The following is a 19,438-nucleotide window of genomic DNA, read 5'->3' on the forward strand; positions in this document are numbered from 1 at the left end:
CGAAAGCTACACGAGTAACCACACGGAAACGGCATGACTCCATTCAGGCGACAATTCTTTGCACGGCTCGCAGGCACGGTCGCGGGGGCCGGTGCCGCGCTGGCGTCGACCGTTGGCATCGGCAGGGGCGCCATCGCGCGCACCGCGCAAGAGGGCAGGGCGGAAGAGCGCGTGGTATCCGTCAAGGATTTCGCGGGCCTGGACGCGACCGGCTCGAGCCCGTCCGACCAGGCGTTCAGCAGGGCACTGAAAGAAGTCGCCTCGCTCAAACGCAAAGCCCTCGGCGACGAAAACTCCAACAGGATCGGCAACAAGCGCATCGTGCTGCCGCCCGGCACTTACCTGATCACGCAGCCGGGCGCGCTGGTGGACTCCGGCGCATTCGGGGAGCGCACGCAAGGCCTGACGATCGAGGGTGACGGGGCGCCGGGAACGGTGGTCATCATCTACCAGCCGGCCATGCCGGGGCCGCTCATCAAGAACAACGACAAGCTGCTGGTGCTCCGCTTCAGGAACATCCAGTTCCACGGCAAGGCGCCGAACAGCGACCTGATCGACAGCACCAGTACGGGCGGCGCGCAGGACTACGCCTTCGACGACTGCATCTTCACCGGCAACTGGAGATATGGCGCCAACCTCACCGGCGGGAACAACAACAGCGAGTGGCATTTCGGCCGCTGTTCCTGGGCCGGCAAATGGCAGTCGTTTCTCTACGTGGGCACCGCCAATACCTCGGACCAGTTCCTGAACTACTGGTTTGACCACTGCAAATACTGGAGCTCCAGCACCTGGATCGACATGGCCAAGGGCGGCAATATCAAGCTGACCGATTGCGATGTCAGTGGCTATGAACCCGCCGCGCAAACCTACCTGTTCAACCTGCGCGGGCGCTCCCATGCGCGCGGCGTCTGTTCGTTCAAGGCGTCGGGCTTGCGCGTCGAGCAGAAGACCCGGTTCGCGGGCCTGATGTATTGCGAGTGGGAGCAAGGCAACATCGGGTTCAAGGATTGCGATTTCAGTTCGCAGGCTTACCAGCCATTCGCCGCGGGGGTGATGTCGGCCTTGTTCTCGCCGGGTGACAGTTCCGGGGCGCAAGTGGTGTTCGACAATTGCCAGATCATGGGCCGGCACCACTACACGACCGGACAGGCGCCGGCCGGCCAGGGGCGCTCCAGCTACCGGAACTGCGATTTCCTCAACTGCACCTACCCGGACGAGGCGTTTGTCTTCTCCGAGGCAGGAGGTCAGGCCGGGCGCCGCCGCGCAGTGCTGCTCGAAAGCTGCCGGGGCAACGGCACGGGCAGTGTCTACGCCGATGCCGAAGTGGGCTGGGACGTGGCGGCGATTGCGACGGTCAAGCAGAAGATCGTCTCGTTCAAGTCCGCCTTCGGCAACCTGCCGAGCGGCGCCGACGGCCCGCTATCCATCGTGTTGCCGCTGCACGCGATCATCCTGCGCGTCATCGTGGATGTCCCGGCCGGCGCGCTCGGATCCGGCGGCAAGGCAGGCTACACCGTGCAAACGGGCGAGGCCTCCACCACTGCGCTGGCTACCCTGAGCCTGAGTCCGGCGAGCTCGGCAGGCCGGGTGGATAACCACCCGTACTTCCGCTGCAGCACGCGGCAGAAGTGCACGATCAGCCTGGTGCCGGCGGTGAAGGACCAGCCTCCGGGGTTCGGCGCGGTGGTCCTGGTGGAATACATTGGATGAAGGTGGCGGCCGGATAGCGCGCCGGCGCGGAGCCTAAGGGCAGCGCTCAATGCCACCGGAAGCCCAATGCGCAACGCGCGCCGGTTCGTTGGCCGGGTAACGCGTGCCGCACCGCCGCCTGGATTCAGCCGCCGGCCGCGCCGCGCGCCACTCCGGACTCAGGCTTGCGCGCGCGCATCTGCGCGGTGGTATTGCCCTCGCCATCCGGCGTCCAGCCCGGCGGCATGAACAGGTATCCGAAGAAGGCGCGGGCGCTGCGCGCCCCGGCCAGGTCGCGCAACAGGCGGACCCACTGCGTGAACTCGATCCGCAGCGGGTTGGCGCTGTGGATCGGATGCACCAGCCCATACCGGCAGGGCACGTCGTCGCGCTCCTTCACGTAGGTGCCGAACAAGCGGTCGAAGACCAGCAGCACGCCGCCATAGTTCGCATCCAGGTACTCCAGGTTCGACGCATGGTGCACCCGGTGCGCCGACGGCGTATTGAGGATTCCCTCCAGCCAGCCCAGCCGCGGAATCCATACCGCATGAATCCAGAACTGGTAGAGCAGATTGAGCGACAGCACCGCGAACACCACGCCCGGCTCGAAGCCGATCCACGCCAGCGGCACGAAAAACAGCGCCGTGCCGGTCAGCTTACCAAGCACCCCGATGCGAAACGCAGCCGACAGATTGAGATCGTTAGGCGAGTGATGCACCGCGTGGTTGCTCCAGAACCAGCGCACCCGGTGCGCGGCGCGGTGATACCAGTAGTAGCAGAACTCCTGCCCGATAAAGAGCAGCGGCAACGCTACCCAGCCCACGGGGTGGATCGTCAGCAGCCGATGTTCGAACGCCAGCCGCACCAGCGGCGCGGCAATCGACAGCGGCAAGGCGATCCCGATCGCGATGCGCACGACCAGATCCAGTGCCGACACACCAAAAGCCCGCCAGTCATAGCGCTGGCGGCGCGACAGGATGATCGCCTCGATCAGCGCGAATGCCAGGACGCAAGGGACGGCGATGAACAGCTGAAATTTTTCTATTGCGTTCATGACTGCTGGCTGGTGAGTTGTTCGGGCTGGCGCATGTGATTAGCCCGGCATGCCGCAGCGCGGCGCCTGTCGCGTAAGCCGACACGTCACAAGGCCGCGTGCGAGGAAGATACCGCTAACGGTGCCATAGATAAAGCCGGCTGCCAGCGATGTGCTGCTCCGATGCAATAGATCAGGGTTTATCGCTAGTGCGACGCTGACGAAACCTGGCCATGGAAATGTCGGCGAGATAAGACCCATCGGGCAGGCGTATCCGCTTCTCGAAGCGTCCTTCCTTCCTGCGCTCGCCTGCGCAGCATTGGCGCCGTAAGTGGAATTTGCCGGAGTGGGTACGAAAACCCCGAGCCGCCATTACCAGCGTATGGCGGCCACCTGTCGAACTGGCGAAATCCTGGCGACGCTCATGTCCGGCTCGTATGCGCGCCGGCGTGGCCCCCCTCAGAGGGGAGGACAAGCGCCCGCCCTCTCCCCCGACCCCTCCCGCAAGCAGGAGAGGGGAACGCCGAGTGCCCGATCTCTTGATCTCTTGATCGTTCCGCGGGAGACATGAAGGCGAACACCGGGTGGAGTCATACCGCCCGGTGCCTCAAATCAAACCGCCACTGCTTCCAACAAAGAAGGCTGGCTGTCGATCCAGGGCTGCAACGCCGCCTCACTCATCGGCCTGGCGCACCCCCTTCCCACGCAAAACCGGCCCGCCGCGGCCGTCCGGCTAAGCGTCCACGATCATCTCGAAGCCGCCAAAGATCATCCGCTTGCCATCGAACGGCATCGGCTCGTCCATCTTCAGCCGCGGATCGGCCATGGAGGCCTTCATGCCCTCGTCGCGGACCTTGCGCGATGGCCACAGGATCCAGGAGAAGACCACGGTCTCGTCCTTCTCCAGCTTCACGGCCATCGGGAACGAGGTGAGCTTGCCCTCGGGCACATCATCACCCCAGCACTCGACCAGGCCCAGCGCGCCATGGTCCTTGAACACCACCGCGGCGGCCTCGGCGTGCTTGCGATAGGTCTCCCGCTTGGCGGTGGGCACGGCGAGAACAAATCCATCGATGTAATTCATGTCCGATCTCCTTTGGGATTGTCTGCAAACTGGCGCGCAACAAGTGCCGCCATGCAGACGACGAATCAGGGGTGCCAGTCTCGACACGCTGCGGGAAGAATTCTCAATATAGGCGGGGTGGCTGGCCGCGGGCGCCCGCGCTTGCCGTCCGCCGGCGTTCGGTGTGATGAATATGACACCGCGGTGCTGCCGCGCAACCTCTGCCCGCACGGCGCGCCGGTGCGCAAAAACAACCCCGGCGCGAAAGCGGGCCAGCCGCCACGGGCCCGTATCCGCGCCGTCGGTGACGGACCTGGCCACGTGTTGCCCCGGATTTTCCGAAGGCGGTGTCGATTTCCGGTATCCCGGTTCGTCGTAGTGTCAGAGCCGTCCGTCTATCCTGAATCGAGTTCGGGGCGGTGCGGCTCCGGCAATCCGATCAAGGAGAAACGGCGATGCGTGTCATGGTGATGGTGAAGGCCACGAGCCAGTCAGAGGCCGGCAAGATGCCCGGCACGGAGTTGCTTACGGCCATGGGCAACTTCAATGAAGAACTCGTCAAGGCCGGCGTGCTGCTTGCGGGCGAAGGCTTGCACCCGAGCGCGAGGGGAAAACGGGTGCGCTTTTCTGGCAGCCAGCGGACCGTGATCGACGGACCGTTCACGGAAACCAAGGAACTCGTTGCCGGGTTCTGGCTGTGGCAAGTGAAGTCCATGGACGAGGCCGTCGAATGGGTCAGGCGCTGCCCCAACCCCATGGAAGGGGAGTCCGAGATCGAAATTCGCCCGGTCTTCGAGGCCGACGATTTCGGCGCGGAGTTTACCCCCGAGCTGAGGGCCCAGGAGGAACGCCTGCGCGCGCAGGCCGAAGACGCGGCGAACAGGCCGCGGTAAGGCGAGCAGGCGCAAAGGCGCGCAAGCGGCGCCTTGTCGGCCAGGACAGGTGCCGGTCCTGGCTTGCGACTCAGTTTGCGATTCCTGTCGCTCTGGAGGGAAAAGCAATTGCCGCCCTTCCCTGGGCCGGAGTTCCGCACGCATCATCAACTATCGTGCGCCAGCGCACACTACGCCCCGCAGGCAAAAAAGATTTGCTATACGCTTTCACCTTGGAGCTATCGACATTGCATCCATTTATGAAACCCTGGTAAAAAGTGCGAGGTCATACCGTGGCGAAGCGGCTTCGATTTGACAGGGGCGTTGGCCTCAAGGATTTTCGTAGTGTAGTTCCGATGCAGGCGATTGCCGAGATCAACGCGGCCATTGATTCTCTGCCTGGCAATGTGTCGGAACGCCCCCATCCAGACGCCATAGCGGAAATGCTGCGTCGTAGCGACGCATTCCGGCAACTCGAGGAGGCCGTCTGTGCGGATACGCGCGCGATGGCGGCGAAGGCTGTACCGGGAATATTGCGTCCGGAACCCGTGCACGTGATTCGTTGCGCGGACCCGGTAAAGCGGAGGGACAGTCATTGCCGCCATTACGATTCCCATCTGCTGACGATGCTGATTCCGCTACAACTGGCGCCGGATTGTGCCTGCAACGGTGACCTGCTCATGTATCGGCGCCCCCGTCTGGCGGTCTCCACGCTGGGCAATGTGATGTGCAAGGTTACCCATGGCATCCATCGCAAGCTACCGTTCGAGTGGCGGAAATGGCTGACGCTGCACGATCTGCGTCGAGGCCACTGCGCGCGCGTGCCGGTGCAGCTTGGCAGTGTCTACGTATTCAACGGTTTTGCGCTGAAGCACGCCAACCTCGATGTGGAGATGGGGCAGCGGCGCTCGCTGCTGATCCATTACTACGATCCCGGCCACTCGCTCGGCCTGAGCGAGTTGGTGCGGCGTGTGCGCGGGGTCTGAGTTTGTCTCGGGGGCCGCGCACAGGCGCTTCAGTTCGGCCTCTGTGCGCTCGCCACATACGWTGCAGGTGAGAGCGGCGCTTCCCGGGGAAGGGTGGCCACCCGCGATCCCGGTGGAAGCAGGTGCCCGTGAGACGGCGACGCTCAAAGTGAGGCTGTCTATTCGACCCGGATCCCGCGTGCCTTGACAAGGGTGTGCCAGCGCAGTGATTCGCCTTGCAGGAAGCTCTTGAACGCCTGTGGAGAGTTACCGACCGGGTCGAGTCCGGCTTGCTGCAGCCTGGAACGCACACCCGGATCCGCGATAGCCTTCTGCACGGCACCTGCGATGGCTTGCACGCGATCCTGCGCGGTGCCCTTCGGCAGGAACACGCCATTCCATTCGAGCACTTCATAGTCCGGCATGCCGCTTTCCGCAAGGGTGGGCGTATTGGGCAATCCCTGTATCCGCTTCCTGGATGTCACCGCAAGCGCCCTGAGCTTGCCGCTGGTGACGTATTGCAGCGTGGACGCCGTGTTCCCGAAATAGATCGCAACCTGTCCTCCCATCACATCGGTGAGCGCTGGCGCACCGCCTTTGTATGGGACATGGAGCAACTCGATCTTCGCCTGCTCGTTGAACATCTCCGCGGCAAGATGCGATCCGGTCCCCGCGCCGGCGGACGCGTAGGCCAGCTTGCCGGGCGTCTTCTTCGCCGAGGCGATCAGGTCAGCGACGGTCTTGTAGGGCGCATTCGCGGCAACCACGAGGATCTGCGGCGCAGTCGCCACCAACGAGACCGGAATGAAATCGCTGGCAGGATCGAATGGCAGCTTGCGCAGTGCACCGTTCACCGCGAATGCCGAGGCGTCATAGAGGACGGTGTAGCCATCGGGCGCGGCTTTAGCCACCGCGTCGGCGCCGATGACACCGCCGGCGCCCGGCTTGTTGTCGATCACGATCGTCTGCCCGAGGATCTCCCCCATCTTCTGCGCGACGACACGCGCCGTATTGTCGGCGCCGCCGCCCGCCGAATAGGGCACCACCATGCGAATCGGCTTGTCGGGGAATGCCATGGCGCAAAGCGGCACCGAAGCAGCCATGATCGCCAGGCCTTTGCAAAGCGCCTGCAGGGTTCTTCTCATCTTGTCTCCTTCAAGTCCGGCCGGCTTACGCGGCCTCGAATCCATACAGCAAGGCAGGGTTGTCCACCAGTATCTTGCGGCGGATTTCCTGGCTACCTGCCCATTGGGCAAGCAAGTCGTACAGCAAGGCATCGTCGGGCTTGTGCCACGCCTCGGTGGGGTGAGGCCAGTCGCTGCCCCAGACGAGCCGTTCCGGGGCCGCTCCCACCCATGCCTTCGCCACCGGATCCATGTCGTCGTAATGGCGGGCTGCGCCGACGAGGGAGTCGAGGTATGCGCCAGACAACTTCAGCCAGGCTTTGCCTCGATCCAGCAGATCAGACACGACCGCGAACGCGGCATGCGCCGTTCCCCCGGGGAGCGGCATGCGGGCCAGGTGGTCGAAGACCAGGGGCGCGCGCAGCCGCGCCAGCAGGTCGCGGTGTCCAACGATCTGGTCGGCGGTCCAGTGCAGTTGCAAATGCCATCCGAACTCGGCGATGCGGTTTGCCAGCGGCTCCACCATGTCGAACCCCACAATGGCATGCATTTCCGTATAAAGGGAGAAGCGTATCCCGCGGATACCTCCCGCGTGGAGGGCATGCAAGGCCTCGTCCGTGACGTCCGGGCGTACCACGGCGATTCCGCGGGTACTGGCCGGGCCCAACCGCTGGATGGCATCGAGCGTACAACTGTTGTCTGTCCAATAGGAGCGTGGCTGTACCACGACGGCGCGGCTGGTCCCGATCAGCGCCTGAACGCAGCGGTAGTCCTCCACCGTCGCATCCGCCACGATCGGCGCAATGGCTGTGAAGCGTGGATCGTAGATATGCAGATGGGAGTCGCAGGCATTTGCGAGTGCCGCGCTGACCGGGACCGTGGTGGCCGAACTGTTCGGCACCTGCACGGCAGCGCCGCCATGCGTGGAATCAGGCATTCCGCCCCAGCCTGTCCGCTGCGTCGCGGACCATTTCTCCGTGTTGATCGAGCACAGGTGCGGCGAATGGCTCCGGGCCGGGCGTGCGGCCGAATTTGACGCCACGCGTGAAGCCGCGATAGCGGCCAACCACCGGATGGTCGAACGTCGTGATCATTTCCTCCGCGGCCACCTGGGGGAAGTCGAACATGTCCTCCACCGACCGCGCCGCCGCGCATGGTACTTCTTCGCCGAACACGGCTTCCCAATCCAGGGCCGTGCGTTGCTGTAACGCGGCATGCAGTTTGGGGACGATCTCATCATGGTGCTCGGCACGCTTGCGCACGCTATCGTAGCGATCGGTCGACAGCAACGCAGTCAGACCGGTCTTCTCGCACAGCGCCTTCCAGAAGTGCGGGGTGTTGGCGGAGATATAGAGATAGCCGTCCCTGGTGGGATGGATGCCGGTGATCCCGCCGGAACGCATGTCGCGTCCCACATCCCTGGGTTCCGAATCGGCCCATACCATCCGGGCGGACTGCATGGTCAGCGCCGCGCGAAGCAGGGACACGCCGACATATTGCCCCTCGCCGCTCTTTTCACGCTCGTAGAGCGCAGAGGCAACGGCGCCGGCCACGAGGGCCGCCGCATAGTAGTCGACCACGGAGCCGTAGAGAATTTCAGGCGGGCCGCCACGCTTGCCTTGCAGCGTGCACATGCCGGTCATCGTCTGCAGCACCTGGTCATAGCCAGCCTTGTCTTTCAGCGGGCCCGTTTCGCCATATCCCGTGACGGCGCAGTAGATGAGGCGCGGATTGACGGCGCGGAGCTGCTCGTAGCCAATGCCGAGCCGGTCCGGGACGCTGGGGCGGAAGTTGTGCACAAGTACATCCGCGTTGTGCACCAGCGCAAGCAGCCGATCCAGGTCGGCGGGATCCTTCAGGTCGAGTACGACGCCGAGCTTGCTTCGGTTGACGCCGAGGAACGCCCGGCTCTCGGCCTCCAGCGTCGAAGGATACTTGCGCAGGTTGTCGCCCACGGGCGGCTCGATCTTGATGACGTCCGCGCCCTGATCCGCGAGCAGCGAGCAGCCGTACGGCCCTGCGATATAAGCGCTCAGGTCAAGCACGCGCACGCCGGTCAGCGGGCCGGACGGCCCCGTTCGGGTTGCGCCGAATGCGCCGAATGCGCAGTCTCCGACAGTCATGTTGGTTTGCATACAGCCTCCGGATTCAATTGGACACTCAGTCCGCGACAATGTTCTGCTGCCTGGCAAGCTGCTTCCACCTGGCAACATCGGCAGCGATCGTCTCTGCGAACTGTTTGGACGTGCCGGGCTTTGCCTCGGCGCCTTCGTTGAGGATCGCTGCCTTGACGGATGGCTTTGCCAGAGCCTTGTTCACGGCCCCATTGAGCCGCGCAATGACTGCCTCCGGCGTTCCTGCGGGCGCGAGAAAGCCCCACCAGAGTTCAAACTCGTAGCCGGGAACGGCGCTCGCCATGGGTACCAGGTCGGGTGCGATGGGGCTTGGTTTCAGGCTGGTAATGCCTACGGCCCGGACCTTGCCGGCCCTGACCATGGGCAGCAGCGACGGTCCGCTTGAGATCAGCACCTGCGTCTGGTTGCCGATCAGGTCAGTGATGGCGGGTCCCATGCCCCGGTAGGGGACATGCGTGATGGCGAGCTTTCCGGCCTTGGCCTTGAGCAACTCGGTGCCGAACTGATTGACGCTCCCTGGCCCGGAAGACGCATAGTTGAATTTGCCCGGATTCGCACGGATCGCGTCCACCAGGTCCTGCGGGCTCCTGGCAGGGAACGCATTGCTGACAGCCACGATGAATGGGCCCTGGGCCAGCATTGCTACCGGGGAGAAGCTCTTGATCGCGTCATAGGGCAGTTTGCCCTGCACCGCCGCGTTGGTCGTCATGCTCGAGGACACCGCGACCAGGGTATAGCCGTCCGGGGCCGCCTTCGCCACGATGCCGGTCCCCGTGTTGCCGCTCGCGCCGGGCCGGTTGTCGATGATCACGGGCTGCTTCAGGTCCTCGCCGATCTCCTTCGCCACGATCCGCGCGAAGGTATCGTTCGAGCCGCCGGGCGGATAGGGAACGACGATGGTGACGGGCCTGGACGGATACGCGCTCTCCGCGCCCGCGTGAGGCGAAGCAGCCAGCGAGCCGACCGTGGCAAGTGCGGCTATCAGCGCGAAGCGTCCTGCGCCCCCGCTTGAAGATGACGTGTTCATGGTTTGTCTCCTGTCAGTCTGATTTTTGTACAGTCCGGTCAGGCAGCGATCAGCCCCAGCCGCTTGCCGATATCGACAATGGCCTGCGCACGCCTGACAAAGGGTGGGTCGATCATCTTTCCATCAACGACGTAGGCCCCGATCCCTTTTGCATGCGCCTCGGCGGCGGCCGCCACGACCCGCATCGAATGCGCGATCTCTTCGTCGGACGGGCGATACACTTCGTTGGCCAGCGCGATCTGGCTCGGGTGGATGCAGCTTTTGCCAAGAAAGCCCATCCGCATGGACATCTCCGCCTCGGCACGGAAGCCTTCGGTATCCCGAATGTTGGCGAACACCGTGTCGTAGGCAAAGACGTTGGCCTCTCCCGCGGCCATGCGCACGGCGAACATGGCCGTTGCGATGGCCGCGGGATTGCGCCGGTGAATGCCGATGGGTTCGAAGAGATCTCCAAGCCCGAGTTGAAGGCCGGCGACGCGTGGATGCGCGCTTGCCAGTTCGGCAGCGCGGCGCAACGCCGCCGGCGATTCGATATTGAGCAGCAACCGGACTTTGGCGTCGGCTTCGGTAAAGCCGTTGGCCCGTTCCGCTTGTTCGACTGCCTCAGCCGCGTGCCGGACGTCGTCGTCGGTCTCCGGCTTGGGCACGTTGACCAGATGCAATCCTGGCACTACGACTGCGGCAAGATCCGCTTCGAAATGCCCCGTGGCAATGCCGTTGACGCGAACGATGAGCGTCTTGCCGGCGCTCCGTGCCTCGTCGGAGCGCAGGAGCCGTGACAGGAGGGATCTGGCTTCGGCTTTCCTGTCTTCGGCAACGGCATCCTCCAGGTCGAAGGACAGCGCGTCCGCATCGCTTGCCAGCGCTTTTGGGAAAAACTCGGGGCGCGAACCGGGGACAAACAGCTTGCTTCTCATGGCCAACACCTAGCTCTGTGGGACGAGATGCAGTGTCGTGCTATCCACAACAAAGATAAACTATGCTTTTCTACGTTCGCTCAATAGAAATTCTATGGAAACCGCCTATCTGAGAGCCTTCGCCCTGGTTGTCGAGACCGGCTCGCTGGCCGAGGCTGCGAGGCGGCTTGACGTCACCCCGGCGGCAATTTCCCAGCAGATTCAGGTGCTTGAACGGGAACTCGGGACCCGGCTCCTGGGACGGGCCGGCAGGACGGTGGCGCCCACGGAGTCCGGGAGCCGGCTCGCAGAACGATGCGGCCCCCTGCTCAGGGAAGTGGACAGCCTGAAAGGCTGGATCAGCCAGGCCGATGAAATTCGCGAGCTTCGTATCGGGACGATCAATACCGCGCTCCACAGCCTCCTGCCAGACGCGTTGGCGCGCTTCACAGCCGAACACCCGCGCGTGTCCGTCTACATACAGTCGGCGATGTCGAGCGAGTTGTATGACGCGGTCAAGCGTTCGGATCTCGATGCCGCCGTTTGCCTGCATCCGCCCTTTTCGATGCCGAAGGCGATTGCATGGGAACTGCTTCGCCAGGAACCGTTGGTCGTGCTCGCTGCGGAGCGTGACAAGAAGGCAGACCCCCACGAGCTTCTGCGAACCAGGCCGCTCATCCGATATGACAGAACCCTCGGCGGCGGGAAGCAGGCAGACGAATACCTGCGCAAGGCCGGCATTGCCCCGTCGCAAGAGCGCTTCGAACTCAGTTCCCTGCTCGCGATCGCGATGATGGTGGATCGCGGCCTGGGCGTGTCGCTGGTCCCGGACGTCGCGTCTCCGCTGACGTCGGCGCTGCACATTGCCAAGATCTCGCTGCCCTCGGAACCGGAACCACGCCGGTTCGGTATGCTATGGCAAAGGACGTCGCCGCGTACCCGTTTGATCGGATCGTTCCTTGAGCAGGCTCGCCTCGCGGCCCGACTATGAACAGGCCTTGCGCCGGATGATGTGTAGGCCGATCAGGGTCATCGGGATACGCTCGCAGCAAGGGGGACAGCTTCGGCCACAAGATGGTCTTGATCGCGTAGTCGGTCGCCGAAATGCGCACTGTTCCGGACGGCTTGTCCCGGAGCTCGCCAACAGCCGCGAGTTCGGTTTCGATCTCTTCAAAACGAGGCGCAACCGACTGCAGCAGACGTTCCCCCGCTTCGGTCGGAGAAACGCTGCGCGTGGTGCGCGTCAGAAGGCGAACGCCCAGTCTCGTTTCAAGCGAGCGAATGGTGTGGCTCAAGGCAGATTGAGATACTCCGATCTGTGCGGCGGCCCGGGCAAAGCTCCGCTCGCGGGCGACGGCGATGAAGGCAAGCAGGTCGTTGAAATTCTCGCGTGGCATTGGCGAGTTCAGCACACAGGTCTTTGCAGATCCTGGCACCTGGCCAGAGTGCGGATAAGGTCTCTGGCAAGGTATTCCGGGGACGCCGGTGGCGCGATGAACCCATTGCGCACAGGTGTCGGAGGCTAAGGGCGCGGCTTGCGCGACCTGCTGAACAGCACCATCGCAATGCCGCCGAGGATCGCCGCGGAGGCGGCAGCCAGGCGTGGTGTGATCGCTTCCGACAGGAACAGCACGCCGCCAAATGCAGCGATCAGCGGCACCGACAACTGTACGGTGGCCGCGCGCATGGCAGAAAGGTTGCTCAGCGCCGCATACCAGATGACATAGCCGATGCCGGACGTCAGTGCGCCGGAGGCCATGGCCAGGGCAACTCCGGCCTTGTCCGTGTACGCGTTGGCGACGAACAGCAAGCTCAGCACGAGGGCGAGCGGCGCCGCCCGCGCGAAGTTGCCAGCCGTGGCGGCAAGCGGGTCGGCCACACCGCGGCCGCGCAGCGAGTACACGCCCCACGCTACGCCAGCGATCGCCATCAACGCGGCGCCGAGTGGTGGCGGGGCAGCAACACCCGGCGAGACCAGGTAGACGAGCCCCGCGACCGCCAGCACGAGTCCAAGCGAGGCGATGGGTCCGAACCTCTCGCCCGAGCGAAAGCCCACGCTGAACATGGTCAGTTGCACCGCACCGAACAGAATCAATGCGCCCGTGCCCGCGGGCAAGGTGAGATACGCGAAGGAGAAGAATGTGACGTAGGCAAGCAGCATCGCCGCGGCGCGCCAGTCGGCATGGCCGCGCGCGAACCGCTCCGGCCTGATCCGTACGATGACCGCGAGCGTGATCGCTCCGGAAACCAGCCTGATGCTGCCAAAGCTGGCCGGATCGATGTGCCCTTGCTGCAACGCAAGCCGGCACAGCAGTGAATTGGCCGCGAAGGCAAGCATCGCCGCCACGGTAAGGATGATCGTCTGCGAGGCCGGCACGCCACGGGGCTCTTCAAGCATGGGTTGTCACCAGGACGACTGCCCAAGACAACAGCGCGACACCGAGCGGCGTGCTGAGACGGCGGCCCCAGCCCACGTTCTTTTCAATCGCCATCACGGCCGCAAGCAGGAGCATCCAGCCGAGGCTGCCGGTGCCGAGCGCGAACATCAGCAGCATCAGCGCCCAGCAGCAGCCGACGCAGTACAGGCCATGCTGCGCGCCAAGCGCGAACGCGTGCCACGCGTGCGCCTGTCCACGCCAGCGCTCGATGACGAAGCTCAAGGGCGTGCGGCACTTCTCCAGGCACCGGTACTTGAGCCTGCTGAACTGAAAGGCGCCGGCCAGGGCAATGATCGCGGCGCCGATCAGCCAGCCGTGCCAGGCCAGGCCGGGTACGCTGGCGAGCAGGGATAGCAGCGCACTGTGTAGTGCATGCGCCAGAAGCCCGAAGGCTCCCCACACCGTCATGTAGCCGAGCGCGAGCAGCATGAGCAGTCGCACGTGGTCCGGGCGCCCGGCCGTCAACCGATCGAAGGCGTTGAACAACGGCAAGGTAGTCGGCAGCATCATGGCCGCCGTCATGAGGATCCACGCAGCGGCGTAGAGCACCACCGGCACGACCACATCGCCGGCGGGAACGACACGGCACAAGAATGCCGCCGGTCCTGATGCGGTCCAGTCATCGTGCTCAAGATAGCGTCCGTATGGCGTGCGAGTCCAAGCCCACAACGCCACCCACGCGAGCGCAATCAGCGCGGCCAGGATCGGCAGGAACACGCGCTGATGGCGCGAGGCGCCGGACTGCGGTGAGCCTGCCATCGGGCTCATGCGTCGAAGACGAAGGTGCTTTGCAGGGCGTTGTGGTTCTTGATGTCGAGGTCAATGCCGAGGGCGGCGTTCTTGGAGCGATAGGTCGGGGCTTTGCCGACGAATACCGGAGCTCCCGGCACTGTCGAGAACACGGTGTCGGAGAGGGTGGTCTGGCCACCCGTCGCGCCGAGATAGGGCTCAAGCTCGGCGAAGTAGTCCTGGCCGATCTCGAGCGTGCCCTTGCCCGAGACTACTGTGAAGCGGATCGGTGCCCGCTCCACGGATACGACCGTGCCGATGAGCTTGGCGAGTTCGGCGACCGGCCCACCGGCCTGACCGGTGTAGACCTTCAGGAGTGCATCTTCCTGCGCTTTGGAGGCATTGTCGTCGACGTAGATCGCTGCCGTCCAGTTGCCTTGCAGGATATTGCCGGGCACATGTGCGACAGCCGCGATGGTATTGCCGCTGACATCGACGCCGTCGACCGTTCCCTTGTCGATGCGCCACGCGACGATGGTGTCGCAGGTGCCGTTGTCAGGGTCTTCGCCGATCCAGCAGGGGCAGAGGACGTTGCAGTTGCAAACCTCGAGCAGACGACCTTCCAGGTGATAGCTCATATGGACCTCCGTTGAAGGTACACAGGTACACGAACACCGGCCTGTTGCCGCAGTCACGGCGACAAGTAGCAAATCAATCCTCTGCTACGGGGGGGGACAAGTCAAGGTCAACGAAGGTCGGGCAGGCGGTCGGGCGAGTGCAGCCGGCCATTCTCGCCCGGGGCTGTCGAACTGGCTCATTGGATACCCGCTTTGGGCGCGCCAACGCGAGACGGATTGCGGCCCGGTGTGATTTTCCAGTAATTTTAAGATTCGCTTGCCGGCGGATGACTGTCGCCGGAGGGTTCTTTGTCCCGGGTCGCGGCGCCGATCGTGATCGTATTCCTGCGCCATGTCGCGGGTGGCTTGCCGAACTCCCGCTTGAACGCGCGATTGAATGAGGCTTCCGATTCGTACCCGGCAGCCTCGGCGATCGACGCCAGCGACGAATCAGTGAGGCGAAGCTGCCGCGCGGCGAGCTGCAGGCGCCACAGCGCCAGATATTGCATCGGTGGCAGCCCGACCAGTTCGGTAAAGCGCTGTGCCAGCCCCGAACGCGAGATGCCAACTTCGCGGGCGAGCGCTTCCACGGTCCAGGCATACACCGGCCGCGCATGCATCAGCGCGAGTGCTCGCGCGACGAAGCGATCACGTAATCCCGCCAGCCACCCCTTGCGATCATCGGCCATCGTGCCGACGTAACGGCGAACCGCTTCGACGAACACCAGCTCCGCAAGCTTGGCCAGCACCGTGGCGCTGCCCGCCTGCGCCGAAGCCGCCTCCTCGGTGGCGAAGCGCAGTGACGATTCGAGCCACGACGCGCCGGATCCGCGCATGCTCACCTTGAACAGCCTGGGCAGCGCGGACAGCAGGGGGTTGCGCGAATTGTCCTGCATGGAGAGAAAGCCGCACACCATGCGAGTGATCTCGCCACCGCCGCCGTGGACGAGTGTCATGACTTCACCCGGTTTCGCCTGGACATGATTGGCCAGTATCGGCGCCAGGAATTCCGGCAACAGATCGGTGGAACTGCCTAACACGTGGGTCTCGCCCTGCGGTACCACGATGACATCGCCTGCTTCCACCTGCAGCGTGCTCGCCGGGTCGCCTGGCAGCATCGCCCAGCACCTTCCTTCTGTCACGAGATGGAACGAGACGACGTTCTCGGAGGGCGGCAGGTATGCCGAGCAAAGCGCCGAATCAGCCTGCCCGATGACGCACCAGGGCGCCGAAAAGCTGCCGTCGAGGTGAACCGCCCCCGTCAACTGGATGACGCGCAACACATCGGAGAGAGCATCCATGGCAGCGGTTGCCCAATGTTGGGGCCACGCACAAGAAATCCGGACGACCGGCTATTCAATCGCGTGCTTACCGTCAGGATACTAGCCCCGTGCCTGAAGGCCAACACACGCAAGAAGATTCGATTGAAGCAGGGCAGCAATAAGGGTTGTGGCGTTCTCCGCGAATCAGGCGGGTGATGCACGCGTTGTATGCGTCTACTCCAGACGAACCTGGCGATTTGCGAATGCACCGGCGCGCACGCTGCGACGTCGTCGGACCTCAATTGTCCCTCGACCGCATTTTTTGCAGCAGCACCAGCTGCAACCCCAACCCCGTCTCCCAAGGAGAACCGTCATGTCCGCAATCCATTCACCTTCTCTGCCCGATACCGATCCCGCCGCCCTCAGGATCCGGCATGCCGTTGCCGGTATTCAACCACCTCTCTCGCAACCTTACGTCGATTCCGCGCGCTACGCCAAATGCGTGGAAGTGTCCAGGCGCGTCCGGTGGGACATTGATGGCGACGTGCTTCGCCATCGGGATTTCGACTTCACGAAGAAATTCCTGCCTGATGGCCTGTCGTTCGTCGATCGCCTGCCGTTCCTGAACGGCAACGAGCGCCGCCTGCTGTCGCAGATCCAGGGTCGCTCGTATGCCAATATCTTCGGCCTGGTCGAGCGGTTCATCGGCGCCAAGATGCTTGAGGTGAGCCGCGACCACTGGCTTGGCGACCAGATCGCGCTTGAGGCGCTGGTTCGCTTCACCGACGAAGAGCTAAAGCACCAGGCGCTGTTTCGCCGTATCGAGACCATGATCGGCGCCCGGATGCCCGCGGGATACAAGTTCGAACCGCAGCCCGATGACGTCGCGTCGTTCGTATTGGGCAAGTCGACCTGGTCGGTGCTCGCGCTGACCTGCCTCATTGAACTGTTCACGCAAGCCCACTACCGGGCCAGCATTGCGCCGGACAGCGAGCTCTCACCCCTGTTCAAGGATGTGTTCCTGTTCCACTGGAAAGAGGAGTCGCAGCACGCGATTCTGGATGAACTGGAATGGGTCCGTGAGAACGCGAAACTTTCGCCGCAAGCACGCGATGCGGCCGTGGACGACCTGATTGCGCTGGTCCGCGCCATCGATGTCATTCTGCAAGCCCAGGCGGCAGCGGACGCGCGCTACTTCATCGAACTTTGCAACCGGCCCACGACAACGGCCGAGAAGGATAGCGTGATGAACACCGTCCTTGCCGCCTATCGCTTCCAATACATCGTGTCGGGCGTGCAGATCCCGCGCTTCGGCGAAACGCTCAACGCCATGATCTCGCCGGCGCAAGCGCACCGGATCGGGGCCGCGCTCGCGCCGATCATGGGCTGACAGGCAATCGAAAACACGGGCCACCGGCAAAACCGCGACTTGATTGGAGACCGTGATGGATATGCAGATCCGTAACCCAACGACGGTGAACCCGGCGCCCGTGATCGCATTGCATTGCTCGGGTGCGGGTGCGGGGCAATGGCGGCAGCTTGGCAGCGCGCTCGACCCGCGCCACGCGCTCTTCGCACCCGAGCATTACGGCTGCGACAGCTCTGGCCCATGGAGCGGCGTGCGCGCCTTTACCCTGGCAGACGAGGCGGCTAGAACGATCGACATCATCGATCGTGCCGGTTGCAAGGTGCACCTTGTCGGCCACTCCTATGGCGGAGGCGTCGCGCTCCATGCTGCTGTCGAGCGACCGCATCGAATTGCCAGCCTTGCCCTCTATGAGCCGTCCGCCTTTCACCTGCTGAAAGCGATCGGCGCGCACGGGACGGCCGCGTTCGCCGAGATCCGGGCGATTGCCACGAAAACCGCGGAGGCGGTGTGCACCGGCGACTACATCGGCGCGGCCATGTCGTTTGTCGACTACTGGAGCGGCCCGGGCGCGTGGGCCGCGCTACGGCCGTCCGTGCAAGCCGCGCTGGCACGCTGGACGCCAAAAGCACCGCTGGATTTTCGCGCGCTGATCGAGGAGCCGACGCCTATGGCCGCATACGGCGACCTCGATTTTCCCGTGTTGATCATGCGCGGCGAACACGCGCCCACGCCGACGCGACTCATCGCGGAAGCGTTGCCGGCACTCATGCCCGCCGCCAGTCTTGTTGTCATCGAAGGCGCCGGTCATATGGGCCCGCTTACGCATACGCTCGAAGTCAACGCTGCGATCGTGCGGCATATCGGCAGTGCGGGAGCGCGGCTGGCGCTCGCCTGACTCAGGAACAGGCGTGCTGGCTGGTACTCGTGTGCTAGATTAGCGCCTGACTTCGAACGGGGAGCGTGACAAGTGTGGCGGGATTCAGGTAGATGGATTCGCTGATCACCGCCGCGGCGCGTGCGCTCGCTGCGGGCGACCCCCTCGGCGCGCTGAACCGGGTCGCCTTGCGCGACGACGCGCCCGCGCTCGCGCTTCGCGGCATCGCGATGGCACAGCTCGGGGATCTCCCCCGGGCCAAGGCGCTCGTGCGGAGCGCGGCGCGCGCCTTCGGCCCCAAGGAAGCCGTGGCCCGCGCCAGGTGTGTCATTGCCGAAGCCGAGATCGCACTCGCCTCGCGCGACCTGGGCTGGCCCGCCAGGGTGCTCGACGCAGCCCGATCAACGCTCGAAGCGCACGGCGACCACGTCAACGCCGCGCATGCGCGGTATCTCGAAGTCAGGCGCCTCCTCCTGATCGGGCGCCTCGACGACGCCGAACATACGCTCGCCGGAGTCGTCTCCTCGCCCTTTCCACCTGSCGACTATCCACCTGCATTGAAGACCGCGCACGAACTGGTCGTCGCCGGGATCGCAATGCGACGCCTGCAATCGAAAACGGCGCGTGCCGCGCTCGATCGGGCCCAGCGCGCCGCACGCCTCGCGGGAATCCCAGCGCTGACGGCGGAGGTTGAAAACGCATCCCTCATCCTGAACACGCCCGCGGCGCGCCTGGTTGCGCGTGGCGAGGAGCGGCTCCTGCTGCTGGATGAGGTGGAAGCGCTGCTGGCGTCGAAAGCGCTCGTCGTGGACGCATGCCGCAATGTCGTGCATGACGCCGGCAAGGCGGTCTTGCTCGCCAGGCGTCCCGTGTTGTTCGCGCTAGCACGCACACTGGCCGAAGCGTGGCCCGAAGACGTAGCCCGGGAAACGCTCATCGCACAGGCATTCCGGACGAAGCACGCCGATGAATCGCATCGCGTGCGGTTGCGCGTTGAAGTCGGGCGGCTTCGCACCGTGCTTCGGGAAGTGGCCGGCGTGAGCGCCACGAAGCGAGGATTCGCACTGGTGCCGGGCCACGCGCGCGAGATCGTCGTGCTGGCGCGTCCCGTCGAAGACAAGCACGCGGCAGTGCTGGCCTTCCTTGCCGACGGTGAGTCATGGTCGAGCTCGGCCCTGGCGCTTGGCGCCAGCCAGCGGACCGTGCAGCGCGCGATCGATGCGCTGGCGGCAGCAGGCAAGGTGCAGTCGTTTGGTCACGGGCGGGCGCGTCGCTGGGTGACCCCGCCCGTGCCGGGATTCGCGACGACCTTGTTACTCCCCGCGCCCCTGCCAAGTGACTAGGA

The 19,438-nt window shown here is 64.3% G+C and carries 18 protein-coding genes and 1 pseudogene; 7 read left to right on the forward strand and 12 right to left on the reverse strand.

Annotation, left to right across the window (positions count from 1 at the left end; all coding sequences use genetic code 11):
• The first annotated feature begins 33 nt into the window (after positions 1 to 33).
• Positions 34 to 1,710 (forward strand): pectate lyase family protein, encoded by a 1,677-nt coding sequence (locus AC1DN0_RS03185; protein WP_441625469.1) that lies wholly within the window; start codon positions 34 to 36, stop codon positions 1,708 to 1,710.
• A 124-nt stretch (positions 1,711 to 1,834) separates the two neighbouring features.
• Here AC1DN0_RS03185 and AC1DN0_RS03190 read toward each other — a convergent pair whose 3' ends face one another.
• Together AC1DN0_RS03190 and AC1DN0_RS03195 are read right to left on the reverse strand one after the other, a co-directional pair.
• Positions 1,835 to 2,743: a sterol desaturase family protein gene (locus AC1DN0_RS03190; RefSeq protein WP_441625467.1), complete on the reverse strand. Its 909-nt coding sequence runs from the start codon at positions 2,741 to 2,743 to the stop codon at positions 1,835 to 1,837.
• A 712-nt stretch (positions 2,744 to 3,455) separates the two neighbouring features.
• Complete coding sequence (locus AC1DN0_RS03195) at positions 3,456 to 3,806, reverse strand: DUF1428 domain-containing protein (RefSeq protein WP_441625466.1); 351 nt, start codon at positions 3,804 to 3,806, stop codon at positions 3,456 to 3,458.
• 434 nt (positions 3,807 to 4,240) lie between these two features.
• Here AC1DN0_RS03195 and AC1DN0_RS03200 point away from each other — a divergent pair, with 434 nt between their 5' ends.
• Both AC1DN0_RS03200 and AC1DN0_RS03205 read left to right on the forward strand, forming a co-directional pair.
• A complete protein-coding gene (locus tag AC1DN0_RS03200) occupies positions 4,241 to 4,678 on the forward strand; it encodes a YciI family protein (RefSeq protein WP_441625464.1) in 438 nt (145 codons plus the stop codon).
• 335 nt (positions 4,679 to 5,013) lie between these two features.
• Positions 5,014 to 5,643 (forward strand): hypothetical protein, encoded by a 630-nt coding sequence (locus tag AC1DN0_RS03205; protein ID WP_441625462.1) that lies wholly within the window; start codon positions 5,014 to 5,016, stop codon positions 5,641 to 5,643.
• Positions 5,644 to 5,801: 158 nt separating this feature from the next.
• Here the strand turns inward: AC1DN0_RS03205 and AC1DN0_RS03210 are convergent, their stop codons facing one another.
• The 5 genes from AC1DN0_RS03210 to AC1DN0_RS03230 are packed head-to-tail and all read right to left on the reverse strand — an operon-like array spanning position 5,802 to position 10,825.
• Positions 5,802 to 6,767 carry a tripartite tricarboxylate transporter substrate binding protein gene (locus AC1DN0_RS03210; RefSeq protein WP_441625460.1) on the reverse strand — a complete coding sequence of 322 codons (966 nt, stop codon included), beginning with the start codon at positions 6,765 to 6,767 and terminating at the stop codon, positions 5,802 to 5,804.
• A 25-nt stretch (positions 6,768 to 6,792) separates the two neighbouring features.
• Positions 6,793 to 7,653 (reverse strand): amidohydrolase family protein, encoded by an 861-nt coding sequence (locus AC1DN0_RS03215; protein ID WP_441625458.1) that lies wholly within the window; start codon positions 7,651 to 7,653, stop codon positions 6,793 to 6,795.
• A 22-nt stretch (positions 7,654 to 7,675) separates the two neighbouring features.
• Entirely contained in the window at positions 7,676 to 8,869 is a 1,194-nt protein-coding gene (locus AC1DN0_RS03220) for a CaiB/BaiF CoA transferase family protein (protein ID WP_441625519.1), read from the reverse strand.
• A 37-nt stretch (positions 8,870 to 8,906) separates the two neighbouring features.
• A complete protein-coding gene (locus AC1DN0_RS03225) occupies positions 8,907 to 9,908 on the reverse strand; it encodes a tripartite tricarboxylate transporter substrate binding protein (RefSeq protein ID WP_441625456.1) in 1,002 nt (333 codons plus the stop codon).
• Positions 9,909 to 9,946: 38 nt separating this feature from the next.
• Positions 9,947 to 10,825, reverse strand: coding sequence for an HpcH/HpaI aldolase/citrate lyase family protein (locus AC1DN0_RS03230; protein ID WP_441625454.1), 879 nt, complete (start codon positions 10,823 to 10,825; stop codon positions 9,947 to 9,949).
• Positions 10,826 to 10,919: 94 nt separating this feature from the next.
• Between AC1DN0_RS03230 and AC1DN0_RS03235 the strand changes: the two genes are divergently transcribed.
• Positions 10,920 to 11,795 (forward strand): LysR family transcriptional regulator, encoded by an 876-nt coding sequence (locus tag AC1DN0_RS03235; RefSeq protein ID WP_441625452.1) that lies wholly within the window; start codon positions 10,920 to 10,922, stop codon positions 11,793 to 11,795.
• A 40-nt stretch (positions 11,796 to 11,835) separates the two neighbouring features.
• Here the strand turns inward: AC1DN0_RS03235 and AC1DN0_RS03240 are convergent.
• The 5 genes and pseudogenes from AC1DN0_RS03240 to AC1DN0_RS03260 all read right to left on the reverse strand — a co-directional run.
• Positions 11,836 to 12,201, reverse strand: a pseudogene (locus AC1DN0_RS03240) (LysR family transcriptional regulator); the annotation flags it as partial.
• 125 nt (positions 12,202 to 12,326) lie between these two features.
• Complete coding sequence (locus AC1DN0_RS03245) at positions 12,327 to 13,202, reverse strand: DMT family transporter (protein WP_441625450.1); 876 nt, start codon at positions 13,200 to 13,202, stop codon at positions 12,327 to 12,329.
• The gene (locus tag AC1DN0_RS03250) at positions 13,195 to 14,010 is read right to left on the reverse strand and encodes a DUF2182 domain-containing protein (protein WP_441625448.1); all 816 of its coding nucleotides are present in this window, start codon (positions 14,008 to 14,010) and stop codon (positions 13,195 to 13,197) included. Before AC1DN0_RS03250 ends, AC1DN0_RS03245 begins: the two co-directional genes overlap by 8 nt.
• Positions 14,007 to 14,609, reverse strand: a complete 603-nt coding sequence (locus tag AC1DN0_RS03255; RefSeq protein WP_441625446.1) for a DUF1326 domain-containing protein — start codon at positions 14,607 to 14,609, stop codon at positions 14,007 to 14,009. Before AC1DN0_RS03255 ends, AC1DN0_RS03250 begins: the two co-directional genes overlap by 4 nt.
• 245 nt (positions 14,610 to 14,854) lie before the next feature.
• Positions 14,855 to 15,889 (reverse strand): AraC family transcriptional regulator, encoded by a 1,035-nt coding sequence (locus AC1DN0_RS03260; protein WP_441625444.1) that lies wholly within the window; start codon positions 15,887 to 15,889, stop codon positions 14,855 to 14,857.
• Between the two features lie 334 nt (positions 15,890 to 16,223).
• Between AC1DN0_RS03260 and AC1DN0_RS03265 the strand changes: the two genes are divergently transcribed.
• From AC1DN0_RS03265 to AC1DN0_RS03275, 3 genes are all read left to right on the forward strand, one after another.
• Positions 16,224 to 17,240, forward strand: coding sequence for a hypothetical protein (locus AC1DN0_RS03265; RefSeq protein WP_441625517.1), 1,017 nt, complete (start codon positions 16,224 to 16,226; stop codon positions 17,238 to 17,240).
• A 55-nt stretch (positions 17,241 to 17,295) separates the two neighbouring features.
• Complete coding sequence (locus AC1DN0_RS03270; RefSeq protein WP_477103002.1) at positions 17,296 to 18,114, forward strand: alpha/beta fold hydrolase; 819 nt, start codon at positions 17,296 to 17,298, stop codon at positions 18,112 to 18,114.
• A 92-nt stretch (positions 18,115 to 18,206) separates the two neighbouring features.
• Complete coding sequence (locus AC1DN0_RS03275; protein ID WP_477145529.1) at positions 18,207 to 19,436, forward strand: helix-turn-helix domain-containing protein; 1,230 nt, start codon at positions 18,207 to 18,209, stop codon at positions 19,434 to 19,436.
• Positions 19,437 to 19,438: the final 2 nt, after the last annotated feature.

The sequence above is a fragment of the Cupriavidus sp. 05N39 genome (genome assembly GCF_056397325.1).